Annotated in this window: 17 protein-coding genes; 4 read left to right on the top strand and 13 right to left on the bottom strand. The window is 66.8% G+C overall.

The features are described 5' to 3' along the window. Positions 1 to 30 precede the first annotated feature (30 nt). Positions 31 to 1281: a TetR/AcrR family transcriptional regulator gene (locus T333_RS13530; RefSeq protein WP_496424624.1), complete on the top strand. Its 1251-nt coding sequence runs from the start codon at positions 31 to 33 to the stop codon at positions 1279 to 1281. A gap of 11 nt (positions 1282 to 1292) precedes the next feature. On the opposite strand, the gene T333_RS13535 is transcribed toward T333_RS13530, so the two are convergent. From T333_RS13535 to T333_RS13585, 11 genes are all read right to left on the bottom strand, one after another. Next, positions 1293 to 2087 (bottom strand): Rv1363c family protein, encoded by a 795-nt coding sequence (locus T333_RS13535; RefSeq protein ID WP_496424625.1) that lies wholly within the window; start codon positions 2085 to 2087, stop codon positions 1293 to 1295. A gap of 12 nt (positions 2088 to 2099) precedes the next feature. Then, positions 2100 to 3278: an MCE family protein gene (locus T333_RS13540; protein WP_355002194.1), complete on the bottom strand. Its 1179-nt coding sequence runs from the start codon at positions 3276 to 3278 to the stop codon at positions 2100 to 2102. Further along, on the bottom strand, positions 3275 to 4387 hold the full coding sequence (locus tag T333_RS13545; protein ID WP_496424626.1) for an MCE family protein: 1113 nt from the start codon (positions 4385 to 4387) through the stop codon (positions 3275 to 3277). Before T333_RS13545 ends, T333_RS13540 begins: the two co-directional genes overlap by 4 nt. Beyond that, a complete protein-coding gene (locus tag T333_RS13550) occupies positions 4384 to 5481 on the bottom strand; it encodes an MCE family protein (RefSeq protein ID WP_496424627.1) in 1098 nt (365 codons plus the stop codon). Before T333_RS13550 ends, T333_RS13545 begins: the two co-directional genes overlap by 4 nt. Continuing rightward, on the bottom strand, positions 5481 to 6491 hold the full coding sequence (locus tag T333_RS13555) for an MCE family protein (protein ID WP_496424792.1): 1011 nt from the start codon (positions 6489 to 6491) through the stop codon (positions 5481 to 5483). Before T333_RS13555 ends, T333_RS13550 begins: the two co-directional genes overlap by 1 nt. Beyond that, entirely contained in the window at positions 6491 to 7513 is a 1023-nt protein-coding gene (locus T333_RS13560) for an MlaD family protein (protein ID WP_357255643.1), read from the bottom strand. The genes T333_RS13555 and T333_RS13560 overlap by 1 nt, the downstream gene beginning before the upstream one ends. Next, the gene (locus T333_RS13565) at positions 7514 to 8929 is read right to left on the bottom strand and encodes an MlaD family protein (protein WP_496424628.1); all 1416 of its coding nucleotides are present in this window, start codon (positions 8927 to 8929) and stop codon (positions 7514 to 7516) included. It lies immediately after the preceding gene. A gap of 9 nt (positions 8930 to 8938) precedes the next feature. After that, positions 8939 to 9802 (bottom strand): ABC transporter permease, encoded by an 864-nt coding sequence (locus T333_RS13570; protein ID WP_355002199.1) that lies wholly within the window; start codon positions 9800 to 9802, stop codon positions 8939 to 8941. A 1-nt stretch (position 9803) separates the two neighbouring features. Continuing rightward, complete coding sequence (locus T333_RS13575) at positions 9804 to 10655, bottom strand: MlaE family ABC transporter permease (RefSeq protein WP_355002230.1); 852 nt, start codon at positions 10653 to 10655, stop codon at positions 9804 to 9806. Positions 10656 to 11088: 433 nt separating this feature from the next. After that, positions 11089 to 11286 (bottom strand): hypothetical protein, encoded by a 198-nt coding sequence (locus T333_RS13580; protein ID WP_496424629.1) that lies wholly within the window; start codon positions 11284 to 11286, stop codon positions 11089 to 11091. After that, positions 11286 to 11510 (bottom strand): hypothetical protein, encoded by a 225-nt coding sequence (locus tag T333_RS13585; protein ID WP_357255649.1) that lies wholly within the window; start codon positions 11508 to 11510, stop codon positions 11286 to 11288. Before T333_RS13585 ends, T333_RS13580 begins: the two co-directional genes overlap by 1 nt. Before the next feature lie 329 nt (positions 11511 to 11839). Here T333_RS13585 and T333_RS13590 point away from each other — a divergent pair, with 329 nt between their 5' ends. Next, positions 11840 to 12001 (top strand): hypothetical protein, encoded by a 162-nt coding sequence (locus T333_RS13590; RefSeq protein WP_496424630.1) that lies wholly within the window; start codon positions 11840 to 11842, stop codon positions 11999 to 12001. After that, the gene (locus T333_RS13595) at positions 11998 to 12906 is read left to right on the top strand and encodes an oxygenase MpaB family protein (protein ID WP_496424631.1); all 909 of its coding nucleotides are present in this window, start codon (positions 11998 to 12000) and stop codon (positions 12904 to 12906) included. The genes T333_RS13590 and T333_RS13595 overlap by 4 nt, the downstream gene beginning before the upstream one ends. A gap of 120 nt (positions 12907 to 13026) precedes the next feature. Here the strand turns inward: T333_RS13595 and T333_RS13600 are convergent, their stop codons facing one another. Beyond that, positions 13027 to 14154 carry a serine hydrolase domain-containing protein gene (locus tag T333_RS13600; RefSeq protein WP_496424632.1) on the bottom strand — a complete coding sequence of 376 codons (1128 nt, stop codon included), beginning with the start codon at positions 14152 to 14154 and terminating at the stop codon, positions 13027 to 13029. Between the two features lie 1045 nt (positions 14155 to 15199). Here T333_RS13600 and T333_RS13605 point away from each other — a divergent pair. Beyond that, positions 15200 to 16582, top strand: coding sequence for a helix-turn-helix domain-containing protein (locus T333_RS13605; protein ID WP_355002204.1), 1383 nt, complete (start codon positions 15200 to 15202; stop codon positions 16580 to 16582). 184 nt (positions 16583 to 16766) lie between these two features. On the opposite strand, the gene T333_RS13610 is transcribed toward T333_RS13605, so the two are convergent. Further along, positions 16767 to 16985 carry an MbtH family protein gene (locus T333_RS13610; protein ID WP_354998974.1) on the bottom strand — a complete coding sequence of 73 codons (219 nt, stop codon included), beginning with the start codon at positions 16983 to 16985 and terminating at the stop codon, positions 16767 to 16769. Between the last annotated feature and the right edge of the window lie 14 nt (positions 16986 to 16999).

Below are 16999 nucleotides of genomic sequence, written 5' to 3' on the forward strand. Positions count from 1 at the left end.
CCGAGCATCCGTTTGGGTTAGCATCGCCGCATGGATGCGCGGAAAGGCGGCGCCCGCCGGGAGGCGGCGAGCGGTGAGAACGCACGGGCGATCCGGCGTCGGCCGCGAAACCGGCGAGCGCAGATCGCGGCGACCTCCGCCGAGGCCTTCGGCGCCCTCGGCTACCACGGCGTCAGCATGGAAGAGATCGCATCCCGGCTCGACATCAGCTCCACCGCGCTGTATCGCCACTACCCCAGCAAGTACGCGCTGTTCCGTGAGGAGGCGCTGCGGCTGAGCGCGCTCTGCGCGGAGGCGGTGCAGCTGCCCGACGACTTGGCCGACGCCGACGCGTATCGCAGGCTCGAGCACATCATCGACACGCTCATCGAGAGGTCGATCACCAACCGTCGCGGCGCGGCGCTGCTGCGGTGGCAGAGCCGCTACCTCGAGCAGGACGACTACCGGATTTTGATCGACCAGCTGATCGAGGCGTATCGGGTGGTCGGCGCGTTGCTCGCCGAGGCACGGCCCGAACTCGCGCGCGCGGACAGCCTCGTTCTGGCCACCGCCGTGCTCAGCGTCATCGGCAGCATTTCCGATCACCACGTGTCCATCCCGGTGCGGTCGCTGACCAAGCTGCTGCGCACGGCGTGCCTGGACGTCGTCCGCTGCGACCTGCCGCCGGTCGGCGACTCGCCGACCACCGAGGGGGCCACCGAGGTCCCGCTCCGGTTCAAGCACGAGCTGCTGCTGCGGCGCGCCATCGAACTGTTCCACGAGCGCGGCTATCCGAACGTCAGCGTGGAGGACATCGCCAATGCCGCCGAGCTGCCCGCTTCCTCGGCCGTCTACCGCTTCTACCGGAGCAAGGGCGATCTGCTCGCCGCCGCGTTTCGCCGTGCGGCGGACCGGGTTTCGGCCGCCATCGGACCCGCAATCGCCGCCTCCGACGGCGACCCGGAGCGCGCGCTCACCAGGCTCATCGAGCTGTACGTGGCCGGTTCGTTCGCCGAGCGGGAACTGACCTTCGTCTACTACGCCGAGATCAGCAACGTGCCGCAGGAAGACCGCACGGTGCTGCGAAACATCCAGCGGCTCAACGTCGAAGAGTGGGCCAAGCTCGTCGTCGGGGTGCGCCCCGAGCTGTCCGCCGCCGAGTCGCGGGTGCTGGTGCACGCCGCTTTCGCGTTGGTCGTCGACCTAGGTCAGTGGTTGGGCCCGGACAATCCGTCCAGCTCGCAGGCGCGGGTCGCCCACCTGATGCAGGTCATCCTGTTCGGCAGGCCAGCGGCCCGCTGAACCGACGAAACCTACTGCTGCGGAGCCGGAACCAGCGGCGAATTCACCATGTTCACCAACCACTTACCGTCCACCTTGGCCATGCGCATCACCATGGACAGCTGTCCGGGCGCGGGCTTGCCCTGGGTGCCGACGCTGGTGATGGTCTGGCCGATCACCACGATCGCCTCGGCCGAGGTCTCGTCGCCGGTCTTCACCGCGCACTGCACGTCGTTGGTCTTGGAGACCACCTCGCCTTGGGACAGCACCTCTTTCAGCTCACGGCTGGTGTCGTCGAACTGCTTCTTCCAGTCGCCGGTCGCGCCGTCCAACACCGCGGTGAAGTAGGCGTCGAGGTTCTTCGCGTCGTAGTTGGCGAGCACGGGCGCGTACGCGCAGGCCGCCGCCCTTGCCTCCTCGTGGGCCGCCAGCAGGGCCTCGTTGTCCTTGTTCTGCACGAAGAAGTATCCGGTCGAGGCGAGCGCGCCGCCCAGCAGGACGGCCACCGCGGCACGTGCCGCGACGAGCCCTTTGGCACCGCCTGGTATCCCCAGACGAGCGCGCCAACTAGGCTTCGCCGCAGCGCTTTTCGCATCCGCGGCAGCTACGGCCATGGTCACGCCCTGCGCCGACTCGCCGACCGCCGCAGCATCCTTCGCATCCGCGCCAGCCCGACCGGCAGCGCTTCCGCTCGTCGCATCGACCTCCGCCTCCGGGGAGGACTTGTCGGTGGACGAGGCAGGCGCCTCGGCACCAGCGGACCCGCCGCCCGCCGCAGCACGCTCCGCAACGGGCGCGGCGCCTTTGTCGACATCGTTGTCACTCATGGCTTTTCCTTCCTATCGCCCGGGAACGGGTCGGGACAGTTCGTTTCCGGTCACACCCGGCGGCGGGCCGGAGCCGTTGTCGGGCACATTGGGCCGCGGCGCGTTGGCCGAACCGCGCACCTGGAGCGCCGGATTGCTCGTGACGCAGTAGTTGTAGAGCCGCACCCTGGTGTCGGTGGTGGCCAGCGTCGGCACGACGGGGATCGTCTCGTAGTCGCAGGTCGGCCGCGGCCAGGGGTCGACGAGGGTATGGAAGGCGCCGTCGTGTGCCGGGACGCCGATCGCCTCGGTGCCGGTGCGCAGCGCGGGGAACAACGCCGCGATGGCGGGCTGGCGCAGCTTCGCCGACTTGGTGATGGCCACGAAGTTCGTCACCAGGTTGGTCACCGGGTCCTCGGTCTCGGCGACGAAGCCGCCCAGCGTCGCCAGCTGGCCGGGCGCCAGGTCGAGGAAGCGCCGGACCTCCTGGTCGGCGGCCGTCAGCTGTTCGAACAGCGCGCCCGCGCCGGTGGTGAGGGTCGTCAGGTCGGGCTGGGCGTGCGAGGTGGTCTCCGCGATGATCTCGAGGTTCTCGATCAATTGCCTGGTCTGTGGCAGCAGGTCGTTGAGTCCCGCCATGGCTCTGCTGATTCCGGAGATCATGTTGCGCAAGCGATCCGGGCCGCCCGCCAACGCCTTGTCCAGCTCGTCGACGATCACGGTGAGCCGCTGCGGGTTCAGTCCGCCGATCATGCCGCTCACGTTCGCCAGCACGGACTGCACCGAGACCGGTGCCGCGGTGCGGGACACCGGCACCACATCGCCGTCACCGAGGTAGGGACCGGTGTCCGAGTCCGGCCGGAAATCCAGGTACTGCTCCCCCGCGGCGGAGAGGCGGCCGACCGCGACGGTGCCGCCGACCGGGATGCGCGCGCCGGACTGGATTTCGGCGATGGCCTCGATACCGACGTCCGCCACCCGGACCTCGCGCACCAGGCCGACCCTGGTGCCGCGGAAGGTGACGTCGTTGTTCGCCAGCAACCCGCCGGAGGTCTGCAACTGCACGGTGACCAGATACGTGTTCGGCACCGGGTTGAAGCGCAGCACCTGCGAACTCAGGTAGACCGAACCCGCGACCAGCACGAGTACCAGGCCGATGTTGGCGACCGCGATCCGCTTGCGTACCAGGTAATTCCAGAGCGGGATGTTCATCGTCCGCCCTCCGTGCGCGGTGGGCTGGTGAGCCTGCCGATCACCTTCTCGATGACCTGCGCGAGGCTGCCGATGAAGGCGGGCACGTCACCGAGTTCCGGCGGACGGCTGCCGCTCGGATCGGTCAGCGCGCCGATGCTGAGATACGAAACCGTCGCCGCGACCGACAGATTCGGTCCGTCGAACGACGCCATGACGGACGGATACATTTGATCGAAACGCTCCAACGCCAGTCCCAATTCCTCGCCCATCTGGGTGAAGCCGGACATCAGCCGCTGGATGCTGTCGAAGAGGCCGACGAACTCCGGACCGGTGGTCTCGGTGAAATCGCCGAGCGCCGACATGGTCACCGACACCTTGCCGATCAATGCCGAGATGTCCCTGTTGTTCTCGGCGAACAGGCCGAGCAGTGCGGGAAAGGTGTCGGCGGCCGCGCCGAGTTCGGCTTTGCGCGCGGCCAATTCGCCGGTCAGCAGGTTGACGCCGGAGAGCACGCTGTCGATGTCGGCGGTGCGCCGGTTCAACGCGTCGATGGCGCTGCTCAATTCGGTGAGCAGGTGCGACAGTTGCGGCGCCCGCCCCGCGAACATCGAGTTCATCTCGGCGGTGATCTTGGCCGCCTGATTGAGCCCGCCGCCGTTGAGCAGCATGGAGATCGAGACCATCAGCTGCTCCACCGACGCGCCCGCCGAGGTGTGTTCGGTGCCGATGGTGTCGCCCGGACGCAGCATCTCCGTGCTGTCCTGCGCGGCGGGCAGGGTCATGGCGACGAAGATGTCGCCGAGCGGGGTCGCCTGTCGCAATTCCGCGGTGGTGCCGCGCGGCAGCCGGATGTCCTCGCGGATCTCCATTTCCACGTCGGCGAGGAAATTCGTGGTGCTGATCGCGGTCACCACGCCGATGTCGGTGCCGCCGATCTTCACGTGCGCGCGATCCGGCAGGTTGAGCGCGTCGCGGAACGCGGCGTGAATCTTGTATCCGGGTGCGCCGATGCCCGGCTTGGGCAGCGGCACGTTGTCCACGGTCACCGCGCAACCGGTCGTCGCGCCGATGCTCGCGGCGACCAACCCGGCCGCGATGGAACGGCGCAACGCCGCCTTCGTCCTCATTTCGTGATCCCCAGCAGTGCGGCGGTGAGACCGAAATCCGGTCCCATGTCTTGGATCTTTCCGGTGCGACAGCCGTCCAGCCGCAGCTGAATCCGCTCACAGAACAGCGCGAGCGCCTCGCCGTCCAGCACGGCCTTGTCGAGCAGGCCGTGCAGTCGGACGGCCTGGTGCTCGCGGCTCATCGCGTTGGTGATGTTCTCGAAGAACAGCGGTGTGACGTCGATGATCTCGGTGAGCTGACGCGAGTTCGCGCGCATCTGCTCGGTGATGGCGACGAAGCGAGTGAGGGCGCCCGCCAACTGGTCTCGGTTCTGTCCGACAACCGTCGAGGTGTTGTTCACGAAATCGTTGAGCTGGGTCAGCACCGCGTGCAGACCGGGCGACTGCTCGCCCATCAAACGCACCAACTCGGTGAGCCTGCCGCTGAAGTCGCGCACCGTCTGATCGTTGGACGCGATCACCTGGGTGATCTCGTTCAGTTTGATGATGGTGTTGGCGATCTGGTCCTTGTTGGCCAAGGTCACCTCGAAAGCGGCGGAGAGGGAGTCGAGCGTCTCCCGCAATCGGTCGCCGTTGCCGTCGAGCAGGGGGAACAGCACCCGGCTGGCCATTGGGCCACTCTCGTTGTCGCCTTTCAGCGCCGCACCGAGCTGGTCGAAGTTCTCCAGGATCCGGTCCAGTTCGACCGGTGTTCTGGTGCGCGCGAGCGGGATGTGCGCGCCGTCGGCGAGAGTCGGGCCGCCGGTGTAGGCCGGGGCCAGCTCGACGTGCCGGTTGGTGATCAGCTGCGGTGAGACCAGCGCGGCGATGGCATCGGCGGGCACCTGCACGTCCTTGTCGATGGACATGGTGACCTCGACGTAGCTGCCGCGCGCGGTCACGGTGTCGACCCGGCCCACCGGAACACCGAGAACGGCCACCTCGTTGCCCGCGTACAGGCCCGCCACGTTCTCGAAATCCGCGCTGATCCGCAGTTGTTCACCGAGATATCGGCCGGGTAGCGAACTCACGCTCTCGGGCAGCAGCGAACAGCCGCTGCTCACCGCCGCCGCCACGCACAGGGCGGCCAGCTTCAGGACTCCACGAATCGTCATCAGTTGCACCCCGGTACCGCTTGCGCGAAACACAGCCAGTTGTCCGGGAGAAACCACGGCGCCCAGACCTCGCCGTACGGCCCGTTGCCGAGCGCGTTGTTGAACTGCCGCATGGCCACCGGCATGATCTCGTACAGCCGGTCCAGGTTCTCCCGGTTCTTCTCCAGCCCCTCGGTCATGGTGTTGAGGTTCTGGATGAGCGGCCCGAGCTGGTCGTTGTTCTCGATGCCCATCTCCTGGAGCAGGGCCGACAGCGCCGCGACGTTGTCGAGCAGCTGGCGCAGCAGGTCCTGGCGCAGCGCGACCGCGTTGCCGATCGCCTCGCCGCGGGTGAGCAGCAGCAGCACGCTGTTCTGGTTGTCGGCGACCAGCTGCGAGACCTCGTCCATGCTCTTCAGCAGCAGGTCGACCTCGTCACGGCGATCGTTGATCACCTTGGCCAGCGCGCCGATGCTGTCCAGCGCGGCGACGGTCAGCTGCGGCGAGTCGCCCATCTGCTGGTCGAACACGTCCAGCGCCTGGCGCAGCTTGTCCGGATCGATCCGCTCGATCCGCTCGAAGGACGACTTGTACTGCGGGTCCTGGATGACCTTGCCGAGGTTGTACGGAACCGATGTGTTGGACAGCCGGATGATGTCGTCCGGCAATCCCTTCCCGTCGCCCGGAGTCAGTTCGATGTGCAGCCTGCCCAGGATGGTCGACATCTTTATCGCGGCCCGCGCGTTCGGGCCGAGCCGCAGATCGCGGCGCACGCGCAGGTCGACGACCACCTTGTCGCCGTCCAGCCGCACCGCGCGGACCTGACCGACCTCGATGCCCGACACGTCGACCGTCGCACCCGGCCGCAGTCCCGCCGCTTGGGCGAACTCGGCCTTGATCGTCTTGTCCGACAGCCGCGCCTCGGACACCACGCTGGAGCCGACCAGCAGCAGCGCTACGAAGGCCGCCGCGAGCACGCCGAGCCAGAGGTAGCGGTTCGCCGAATACCTCGGCAACCGAATCCGCGCCATCATCGGCACACCTCCGATTGGGATTCGCCGCCGACCTGCGAGAACAGACCCGGCGGGAGCAGTACGCCCCACAGCGAGACGTCGAGGCGGCAGATGTAGGCGTTGCCGTAGGCGCCGTAGCTGGTGAAGCGGGCCAGCGCGTTGAGCAGCGTCGGGAATTGCACGGCGGCCTTGTCCAGCGCGGCGCCGTTGAGCAGCAGCATGGCGATGCCGGTGGTGGCGTCGTTCTGCGCCCCGGCCAAGTCGGGCTGCACCTGGGCGATGAGAGAGACCAGGGAGTCGGTGGATTTCGCCACCAAATCGACGGACTGCTTCAGCGACTCACCTTCGGCGTAGAGCGCCTCGACGAGGGCCCTGGACTGGGCGATGAGCGTCTCCAATTCGGCTGAGCGATTGGCCAATCCGGCGATCACGCTGCTCAGGTTGGTGATCACGTCGCCGAGGATGCGATCGCGCTGGCCGAAGGTGCTTGCCAGATCGGCGGCCTGGGTGATCAGGGTGCTCAAGGAGACGCCGTCGCCTTGCAAGGCCTGAATCAGCGTCTCCGACAGCGAGTTCACCTGATCGGGTTGCAGCACGCTGAACAGCGGCTCGAAACCGGAGAGCAGCGCCGAGACGTCGAAGGACGGTTCGGTGTTGTCCAGTGAGATATGACCGCCAGGCCGAAGCGGCTCGCCCTCTTCCTTGCCGGGAACTAGCGCGATATATCGCTGACCGATCAGGTTCTGATATCGCACAAGCGCTTTGGTCGAGGTGGTGAGCCGCTGACGGTCCTGGATGCGGAAATCGATGACCGCCTTGTAGGCGTCGTCGAAATCGATCCGGTCGACCCGGCCGACTCGCACGCCCGCCATCCGGACGTCGTCACCGACCCGCACGCCCATCACGTCGGAGAAGGTCGCGGAGTAGGTGTGTGTGTCGCCGGGAACCGAGCGCTGCAAGGTCGACCAGATGGTGTAGGTCAGCGTGATGGCCAGCACGGCGAAGAAGCCGAAGCCCGCGAGGGCCTTTCCGGATTTCATCTAGTTGCCCCCTTCGGTGTCGTACACGGTCACCGACCCGCCCGCCAGCAGCGGCGTCAGCAGCAGGAGCTGCGCGGCGGTCGGTTGGCCGCCGACGATCGCCGCGACTCCGGCGTGCCCGCGGCCGCCCGCGATCGGGCGAGCTGCCGGGGCGCCCGCGGCGGGCACGGTGATCCCGGGAATCGCGGGCAGTCCGGGAATGGGGAGTCCGGGAATCGCGGGCAGGGTCGGGAGGCCCGGAAGTGCGGGAGTCGCTTCGAGTCCCGGGAGAGCGAGCGTCGGCCGCGGTCCCGCGGCGTCGAGCCAGCGCGGCCGCAACTGGGCCGGGTACTCCTGCTCCGGCGCGACTTCCGGCACCGTCGGACCGCCGCAACGCGGGCCCGTGAGGTAACCGTAGGACGGGCAGTCCGCGGCGGTGTACTGCTGGAAGGGCGTGAAGCTGACGTCCATCTTCCACACCATCTGGCGGCTCGGGCCGAAGTGGAACACGGTGGCCAGCTTCGCCAGCGAGGCGTTGAGGTTGCGCGCGGTGTCCGGGATGGCCTGCGGGTCTTGGGCCAAGCTGCCGAACAGCTCGTCCAAGCCGGGTACGAGATCCTTTGCCGCGTCGGGGTTTCGGGCGAACAAGGAATTGACCGAGTCGATGGTGCTGCTCGCGTTGGCCAGCAGCGCTATCAGGTTGTCACGGCGCTCGGTGAGCGTTCGGGCCGTCGTGACCGACTCGGCGAGCACGCCGACCAGGTCGGGCGCCGACTTGCTGAGTTCCGTTGTGGCCCTGCCGAGATCGCCGAGCAGCTCGCCGACACCGGGGATCGCGCGCACTTCCGTGACCCAGCGGTCCAGCCGCTCGATCGTCGAACCCGGCACGCGCGCGGCGGGATCGAGCGCGGCGGCGAGAGTCGCCAGTACCCGGCCCAGCTTCTCGGGCTGGATGTTGTCGAGCACGTCGCGCAGCACGGTGAGCGTGGTCTGCAACTGCATCGTCGACGTGCTGGTGTCCTCCGGGATCACCGCACCGGCGGCGAGTTTCGCGCCCGCCGAGCCGTTGTCGACGAGTTCGATCGCGGTGACGCCGAACAGGTTGTTGGGCACCACGCGCGCCGTGACACCGGCCGGAATCGTCGGAGCGACGGCAGGTTTCAGGTGGATCTCGGCGCGCTGCCGTTCCCCCTTGGCGACCACCTCGACGGCCGCGACCGTGCCGACCACCATGCCGCGGAACTTCACGTCGGCGCGCGATGGCAGACCATCGCCGGTGCTGGTCAGCTCGGCGGTCACCCGGACCTTGTCCTCGAAGAAGCCGTTGTAGCGCAGCATCAGCAGGCCGAGCAATATCGCGGTGGCCGTCAGCATGGCCAGACCGGACAGGGAGAGCTGGCGGGCGCTCGGCCCGCGGCCACTGGGATCGAGAAGCATGCGCGGCCCCTATCCCGAGATCCGGAAGCCGGGGTCGATGCCCCAAATGGCCAGTGTCATGAACAGATTCGCGAAAACCATCACGACGATCACCATCTTGATCGCCTGACCGGCCGCGACGCCGACGCCCTCCGGCCCGCCCGAGGCGACATAGCCGTAGTAGCACTGGATGAACGTCGCGAGCAGCACGAAGACGACGACTTTGAGCAGCGAGAAGAAGACATCGGTCCCGATGAGGAATTGGAAGAAGTAGTGGTCGTAGGTGCCCGCGGAGGTACCGCCGAGGAAGAGCACCGAGAGCTTGGTAGCCAGGTATGCCACCGCGAGGCCCACCGTGTAGAGCGGGACGATGGTCAGCGTGGACGCGATCATCCTGGTGCTGACCAGATACGGAAGTGGCCGGATGGCAATGGATTCCAATGCATCGATCTCCTCGGAGATCCGCATCGCGCCGAGTTGCGCGGTGAACCGGCAGCCGGCCTGGATGGCGAAGGCCAGCGTCGCCAGGATCGGAGCGAGTTCACGCGTGGTGGCGAATCCCGAGATCGCGCCGGTCAGCGGACCCATGGTGAGCAGGTTGAGTGCGGTGAACGATTCCATGCCGACGGTGATGCCGCCGAAGGCGCACAGGATGATCACCACGCCCACGGTGCCGCCGCCGACGACGAGCGAGCCGTTGCCCCACCCGACATCGGCGGTCAGCCGCAGCACTTCCTTGCGATAATGCTTGAGCACGAACGGAATCGCGCCAAGCGCCTGGAAGAACGTGATGGCTTGGTGGCCGAGTCGCTGATTGGCCCGGTACGGCACGGCGACCGCGGTGCCGACCGCCCGGAATGGTCTCAGGGCGGGCGGGGTGTACTTCGTGCCCACCTCAGATCACCTTCGTCGGGAACAGCGTGTTGTACAGCTGGGTGAGAATGATGTTGGTGGCGAAGAGCATCAGCGCCGAGGTGACGACCGCGGAGTTCACCGCGTTCGCGACACCGCCGGGGCCGCCCTTGGCGTGCAGCCCGATGTCACAGGCGATGATCGCGGTGAGCGCGCCGAAGATGGCGGCTTTGACCAGCGCGACGATGAGATCGTTGGCCACCGCGAAGGACGCGAACGAGCCGATGAACGAGCCCGGCGTGCCGGATTGGGCGTAGACGTTGAACATGTAGGCCGTCGCGAAACCGACGAACACGATGAACCCGCACAGCAGCATGCTGACCAGCACCGCCGCCACCAGACGCGGCGCGACCAGCCTGCGCACCGGATCGACGCCCATCACCATCATGGCGTCGATCTCCTCGCGGATGGTGCGCGAGCCGAGGTCGGCGCAGATCGCCGAGCCGACCGCGCCCGCGATCATCAGCGAGGTGACCAGCGGCGCACCCTGCCGGATGATGCCGAGTCCAGCGACCGCGCCGATGAACGTCGTCGCGCCGACCTGATTCACCAGCGCTCCGACCTGAATCGAGACGACGACGGCGATCGGGATCGCGACGAACACCGTCGGCGCCGCGGAGACGCTCGACATGAAGGCGCACTGCCGGATGAACTCGTGGTACGGGAAACGCCGGGCGACGATCGCGCGGATCAGTTCGATGACCGCGTCGCGCCCGAGCATCACCTGCCTGCCGAGGGTTTCCAGCGACCGTTGCGGATGACGCCGCCACAGCCCCTTCAGGTCCTCGACGGCCTGCTCCAGATCGGTGCGCTCCGGAGACTCCCCCGGTTCGATCCGACCCGGAGGTCGTTCGATGGTTGTCACGGTGCCCGAGTCCTTTCTCGGCCTTCTTTCGCTCACTTCGCCGACCGGTAACGGTGACCCCTTCGAGGGCGCGGAGCGTGTGAAGTGTCGCACGGAGACAGTGGGCGACACAAGTCACATGTGAATAAGAATTCTCAATATTTCCGAGGGTATTGGCCCAACGGGACGAGCTGGGTTCGATTACCGAGTAGGCGCGTCACCTGCGAAGAAATCGAGGTGATCGCCGCACTTCCGCGCCCATGTCAGACACTCGACGCCAGAGAAGTGACCAGACAATCACATCCATTCCGGACACCCATCCACGTCACGTCCGGTCGGCGCCGAGCAGGTGAATCCGCTCACGGCAGGTGCCCATGTGCGTAGACGGCACACGAGCAACCCGGCCTTATCCGTTGGCAGGTACTCACCCGGAGAACCACCCCTGGGCAGCTACACCCGCCCCCGCCACCAGCACGTAGCCGACGACGGCGACGCCCGCGGCGACGGCGCTCAGCACCGCGACCCAAAGCCCGTAGCGCAGAATCGGATTCACTTTCATCCGCCCACCGAGAATCTTGACGACGATCACCAAGATGTCGATGAGCCACACCAGGATCATCATCAGGTCATGCACACATTCGAGAAGGTGAGCACCGGCCAGCACACGATCGATCCGAGGAACGAGATCACCACGTCGATGCCGTGCATCTCACGCAGGTGACTCGTGTGGGTCAGCGTCCAGACGACTCCGACCAGCCCGTAAGGGATTCCGAGGATGATGAGCGTCCCGAAGAACTCGGAGACCTTCATCTCGTAGCTGAATATTCGATCCAGCCTCTTGAGCATGTACGTCGCATCCTTTCCTGCGCCAGCCGAACCCCGTCGAGGTCGCCCACGCGTACCGAAGGAGATCGCGACGTCGCGGGCGCACCCGACCGCTGAGATCCGGTCCGGCATGGTCCCGTATGTTACGCACGATTCACGGCAGGACGGAAGACTTTCACCGATATTTCCGGTCAGAACACGACCACACTTCCATCGCCTAGGACCGTCTCGAAACTGGGCAAACCCCGGACAAGGCGCACTCTTGTCATACAGAATGATCGGTAACATAATCGACGGATGGGTGATCACACCCCGCCCCGACCCCGCATCGGCCTCCAGGAGGTCGAACGATGAAAGCACTCAACAGGATTCTCAGCGTGGAGATGACGGTCTTCGAGTTCCTCGGCTGGCTGTTCCTCGCCGGATTCCTGTTCGGCACCGGACGATTCACCGCCGCGCGGGTCGCGCGGCTGGTCCGGACCACGAGGAACACAACGGAAGGACTCCGATGACCGCGGTCGCCCACTTCTCGTACCAGAACGAACCGGCGCCACTGACCAAGGAGCAGACGCGCATCCCCATCAGCTCCGCGCACCGCCCGTTCACCAAGCGGCCGATCAAACTGGCCGACGCGCTGGACTTCTGGTCCTTCGCCGGCGCCGCGGCCAACGTGGCGATGCAGATGGCGAGGCCCGGCGTGGGTTACGGCGTCGCGGAGAGCAAGGTGGAATCCGGTGCGCTGATGAAGCATCCGTGGAAGCGCGCACGCACCACCACCCAGTACCTGGCGGTGGCGATCCTCGGCACCGAGGAAGAGCGCATGGCCTACCGCAAGGCAGTCGACTCGGTGCACCGCCACGTGCGGTCCGAGCCGGGGGCCCCGGTGAAGTACAACGCGTTCGACCGCAACCTCCAATTGTGGGTCGCCGCATGCCTTTACATCGGTTTCGAGGACACCTACCAGCTGCTGCAAGGCAAGATGAACGACGAGCAGGCCGAAGCCTTCTACGCCTCGTCGTCGACTCTGGGCACCACGCTTCAGGTCACCGAGGACATGTGGCCCAAGACGCGCGCCGAGTTCGACATCTACTGGAACCAGGCGTGCCGCCAGGCCGTACTCGACGATTACGTGCGCGCCTACGTCGACGATCTGCTGAATCTGCGCATGATCCACTGGTACCTGCGCCTGCCGTTCCGAAACCTGCTGAAGTTCTTGACGATCGGCTTCCTCGCGCCGTACTTCCGCGAGCAGATGCGGTTGGAGTGGACCGCCGCCGATCAGCGCCGCTTCGAGCACCTTTTCGTGTTCGTCGGCTTCGTCAACCGGTTCATCCCGCGGTTCCTGCGGCACGGCGGCAGCCACGCGCTGATGGTCGATCTACGCCGCCGGATCCGCAAGGAGAAGAACCTGGTCTGAGAGGTTGGGCGCCCATCGTCGACATCGAGCCGTCCGCTCACGGGCATCGCGACGATTCCCCTGGCGGCGGTGGGTTTCAGCTGACGCTGGACTGCGCGCAATGCGAGCTTGTCCGGTTTCTCATGGGCACAGTGCGTGTTCGAGCATGCCGATGAGGTCGGGTTCGGTCTCCGGGGCCTTCGTGAGGGCGACGGTGATCGCGCGCCCGTCGACGGTCGCACCGGATACCGTGTAGTAGCCATAGATTCCGCCGCTGTGGCCGAAGTACTCAGCACCGCAGGGTAATTGGATGGATCCGAGGCCGAGTCCGTAGACCATTCCCGATTCCTGGTCGCTGGGCACACCATCGCGCATCTGCTGGAGCTCCGCGGCCTCCAACACCCGGCCCGCGAGCAGCGCGCCGTAGAAGCGGTTCAGGTCCGTGCCCGACGAGACCAGGGCGCCCGACGCCCATGGGATGGACGGCTCGATGCGGGAGACGTCGGTGACGACGCCGTTCAGGGTGGCGTAACCCGCGGGGTGCGGGCCGCGGATGTCGCGCTCACCAGCGCCGGGCAGGTACGTGTCGGCGAGGCCGAGGGGTTTCAGGATGCGCCGTTCCAACTCCGCCGCGTACGGAGCTCCGGTCACCCGCTCGATCAACATCCCGGCGACCAGGTAGTTCGAATTGCTGTACTCGTAGCGCTCGCCCGGCACGAACACCGCCCGCCCACCGTTGACGATCGCGATGCCTTCCGCGGGTGTCATCGTGCGGTTCTCGACTCCCGCGCGGTATTCGTCGACGCGCGGGTCGTCCGCGAAGTCCGGTAGACCGCTCTGGTGGCGCAGGATCTGCCGGACCGTGATGGCGCGTCCATCGATGCCGTCGCCGCGCAGCAGACCGGGCAGGTAGGTGTCGATCGGTTCGTCGAGGCGCACCTTCCCCTCCGCGACCAGTTGCAGCACGAGGGCGCTGGTGAAGGTCTTGGTGATGCTGCCGACGCGGGTCTGTTGTGCGGGTTGGGTGGGGATCGGCGCCGCGGTGCCCAGGTCCGCCACCCCGGCCGTACGGACCACGGTCTCCCCGTTCTCGGTGACCGTCGCGATCGCCCCGGTGACCCCGGCCCCCACCACCCGGTCGATGTCCGCCTGCACAGCCTCGAGCCGAGCATCCGACACCCCGGCCGACTCCGTCCGGCTGTCACTCGCACACCCCGCGGTGAGCAGTGCCACCGCGGAAGCGGCCACGACGATCGATACCAGACGCATACCTCGACGGTAGGCAGGTCCGGTGCCCCGCACATCCGGGACCACCCCGATATTCCCCTCAGCCCCGAGGATCATTTCCGCGCCGAACCAGCCCGGCTCCGGTGTTCATGGCGCCACGCCTCGAGTGTCGTGCTGTTGTTCGACCGGTCGATGAACACAGGCGCGCCTGTTCCCCTCAGCCAGGGGCGGCCTGTGGGCTGGAACCGCGACTTCGAGTGGGCGCCGGTGGCGGTCGAGGTCGCTTCCACCCGCACGACTTCTCCGACGTCGAAGTCTGCTGGGAGTGTTACTGACAGACGCGATCGACGACATCCGTTGCCGCGCAGACGACTACATCGAATAACCGTCGGCGCGGGTATCGGGAACTATGCGTCCCGCCGCGACCAAAGTTCGGAAGGCGGCTCCTTTGCGGGCGCAAGCATCTGCCCGGCAACCGCGGTGTTGCTGCATTGCGCGGTGCGCTTCGGAGACCGTGAAAGGTGTTGTGGGAGCGCGGTGTCCGGCTGCGGAGCGGGGGTCGCCGACGCAGGTTCCGATGATGCCGATGAGGGAGACGACCAGACCGCAACCGGTCAGGATGGACAGCGTCGAGTACATCGGATCACTTGTCTACGGCGCGCCGGAAGCAGTAGGCGGAGGCGGCTAGGTACTGGCGGCAGCCGCTGCCGTGGCCGGCGTGGACGGAGAGGATGAATCTCGCCTTGTCGTAGTCCAGGACCTGCGGTTCTGCTGCGCAGTCACGACTTTGGACAAGCCACAGTTCGCGCAAGTCCGAATGCGGTACGTTCATCGTCCACCTCCGCGGAGTTCAGTGCACCCGGCGCCGGGAGCGCCGGCGGAACCGCGCTCGAAGCGGCTGGATCATGACCGCGTCGGGACCGTGCGCCGGGTTCCGGAGAGTGGGCGCCCCCATAGGGTCTGGGCACAACCCCGGCGCCGGGTGCCAATACAGACTGCGCGTTGCGATTGGGTACATAACAGTCCGGAATGCGATAAATGCGAGTAATTTTCGAGTGAATCGGCCTGATGCGAGGAAGCGGGTCCTATGGTTGAGGTCGACTGGACGGGCGAGGACGTGCTTGCCCTTCGCACGGCGATGAAGCGGAGTCGTTACGAGTTCGCACGTTTGGTGGGCGTTACCCCGCGCACCGTGGTCTTGTGGGAGAACGGCCGGACAACCCGGATGCACGCCGCAAGCCGTCGACTACTCGATCGAGTGCTGTCCGAGGCCGATTCAGTCGTCGTCACGCGATTCGAGCGGGCGATCAAGGCGGGTCGCGAAGCGGCAGGCCACACCGACGATGCGAGCGCGGCGCTCGATCGGACAATCAAGCTCGGTAGGGACAAAGCGCAGGCCGGACCGGAGGTTCGGTCGACGCCGATCGGGCTCGACGAGGAAGTCGAGGATGACGACGTGAGAAGGCGGGAAATGCTGGCCTGCATCGGCGCAGGTCTGGCGGGACACGCTGCCGAACTCTTGGCAAGCGAACCGGAGCGGATGCTCGCGACCCTGGACGCCGGGTCGATGAGCGAGCGCAGGCTCGGTTTCCTGGAAGAATCCACCGCGGCGCTGGGCAAGCACGTCGTCCAGGTGCCGCCGCACGAGCTGCTGCAAGGCACGCTCGACCAGTTCCGCACGGTGCGAGCATGTCTCGGCGAGCGCCAGGCCACACACCACCAGATCCGGCTGGTCCGCACCGCGGGACGACTGGCCAACGTGGTCGGCGAGATCTTGTTCAACGAAGGGCATTTCGGCCAAGCGCGGTTGTGGTACGCCACCGCCATCCACGCCGCACAGGACATCGGCGACCGCTACTCGGAGGACATCGCGCTCGCCGGACTGGCCTACCTGCCCACCTACAGCGACAAACCGAGGGAAGTGCTGCGCCTGCTCGATCCTCGCCTCGCGCAGGACCCGGCGACCGGCGCGGCCGCCGCCTGGCTCTGGGGCATGGCGGCGCGCGCGCACGCCGATCTCGGCGACGAACGCCACTTCGCCCACTGCATCGACAAATCCGCGCGGGCGCTGGACACCGTCGCGACCGAGGAGCTGCCGATCGGCATCTTCTCGTTCCGACCGGAGAAGCTCGCCTTCTACCGCGCCATCGGATATGCCAGGCTCGGCAAGCCCGACGAGACGGCCACCGCCGCGGCACAAGCCATCTCGCTGTACGACCCGAGCGAGACGATGGAACCCGCGCTGGTGCGCTTCGAACACGCGACCGCACTGCTCGCCTCCGGCGAAGTGGACGAAGCCTGCGCCGTCGCCACCGCCGCCATCACCAACGCGCGCACCTATGTCGGGCTGACGGTCACCAAGCGCGCCAAGCGATTCGACTCGGCGCTGCTGAACGGCAGCGGGCGCGCGGTGAGCGAGTGGCGGCAGCGGGCCAGGGAGGTCGTCGACGCCCAGCGGGTGGACGTGTAGTCGCGCGGGGTGCGGTGATCCAGTCGACCCGCCGCGATGAAGGTCACCCTGGGTCGGTCCGCCCTGGGCACGCAGGTCGGGGATGAAGGTGACCTCCAGCCGGTCTGGCGGGACGAAGGGCACCTTCGGTCGGTTACCGCGCCTGCCATTCTGGGCGCGGCAGTAGGACCGACGCGCCCCGCGTTCAGTTCGTCTTCGGGTTCATGGCGGCGATCAGGGACTTGGGGCGCATGTCGGTCCAGTGGGTTTCGACGTATTCCAGGCAGGCGCTGCGGGGGGACGCACCGTAGGCGATGGTCCAGCCGGTGGGGATGGCGGCGAAGATGGGCCACAGGGAGTGTTCGCCCTCGGCGTTGGTGAGGACGTAGAACTGGGCGTCATCGTCGTCGAATGGGTTTGTCATGGTTGGCCTTTCGT

The organism is Nocardia sp. CNS-044 (assembly GCF_059570515.1).

Excerpts from the sequence above, each read along its gene's own strand:
- T333_RS13530 (WP_496424624.1), top strand. The coding sequence starts at position 31 with ATGGATGCGCGGAAAGGCGGCGCCCGCCGGGAGGCGGCGAGCGGTGAG.
- T333_RS13535 (WP_496424625.1), bottom strand. The coding sequence starts at position 2,087 with ATGAGTGACAACGATGTCGACAAAGGCGCCGCGCCCGTTGCGGAGCGT.
- T333_RS13540 (WP_355002194.1), bottom strand. The coding sequence starts at position 3,278 with ATGAACATCCCGCTCTGGAATTACCTGGTACGCAAGCGGATCGCGGTC.
- T333_RS13545 (WP_496424626.1), bottom strand. The coding sequence starts at position 4,387 with ATGAGGACGAAGGCGGCGTTGCGCCGTTCCATCGCGGCCGGGTTGGTC.
- T333_RS13550 (WP_496424627.1), bottom strand. The coding sequence starts at position 5,481 with ATGACGATTCGTGGAGTCCTGAAGCTGGCCGCCCTGTGCGTGGCGGCG.
- T333_RS13555 (WP_496424792.1), bottom strand. The coding sequence starts at position 6,491 with ATGGCGCGGATTCGGTTGCCGAGGTATTCGGCGAACCGCTACCTCTGG.
- T333_RS13560 (WP_357255643.1), bottom strand. The coding sequence starts at position 7,513 with ATGAAATCCGGAAAGGCCCTCGCGGGCTTCGGCTTCTTCGCCGTGCTG.
- T333_RS13565 (WP_496424628.1), bottom strand. The coding sequence starts at position 8,929 with ATGCTTCTCGATCCCAGTGGCCGCGGGCCGAGCGCCCGCCAGCTCTCC.
- T333_RS13580 (WP_496424629.1), bottom strand. The coding sequence starts at position 11,286 with ATGATGATCCTGGTGTGGCTCATCGACATCTTGGTGATCGTCGTCAAG.
- T333_RS13585 (WP_357255649.1), bottom strand. The coding sequence starts at position 11,510 with ATGCTCAAGAGGCTGGATCGAATATTCAGCTACGAGATGAAGGTCTCC.
- T333_RS13590 (WP_496424630.1), top strand. The coding sequence starts at position 11,840 with ATGAAAGCACTCAACAGGATTCTCAGCGTGGAGATGACGGTCTTCGAG.
- T333_RS13595 (WP_496424631.1), top strand. The coding sequence starts at position 11,998 with ATGACCGCGGTCGCCCACTTCTCGTACCAGAACGAACCGGCGCCACTG.
- T333_RS13600 (WP_496424632.1), bottom strand. The coding sequence starts at position 14,154 with ATGCGTCTGGTATCGATCGTCGTGGCCGCTTCCGCGGTGGCACTGCTC.
- T333_RS13605 (WP_355002204.1), top strand. The coding sequence starts at position 15,200 with ATGGTTGAGGTCGACTGGACGGGCGAGGACGTGCTTGCCCTTCGCACG.
- T333_RS13610 (WP_354998974.1), bottom strand. The coding sequence starts at position 16,985 with ATGACAAACCCATTCGACGACGATGACGCCCAGTTCTACGTCCTCACC.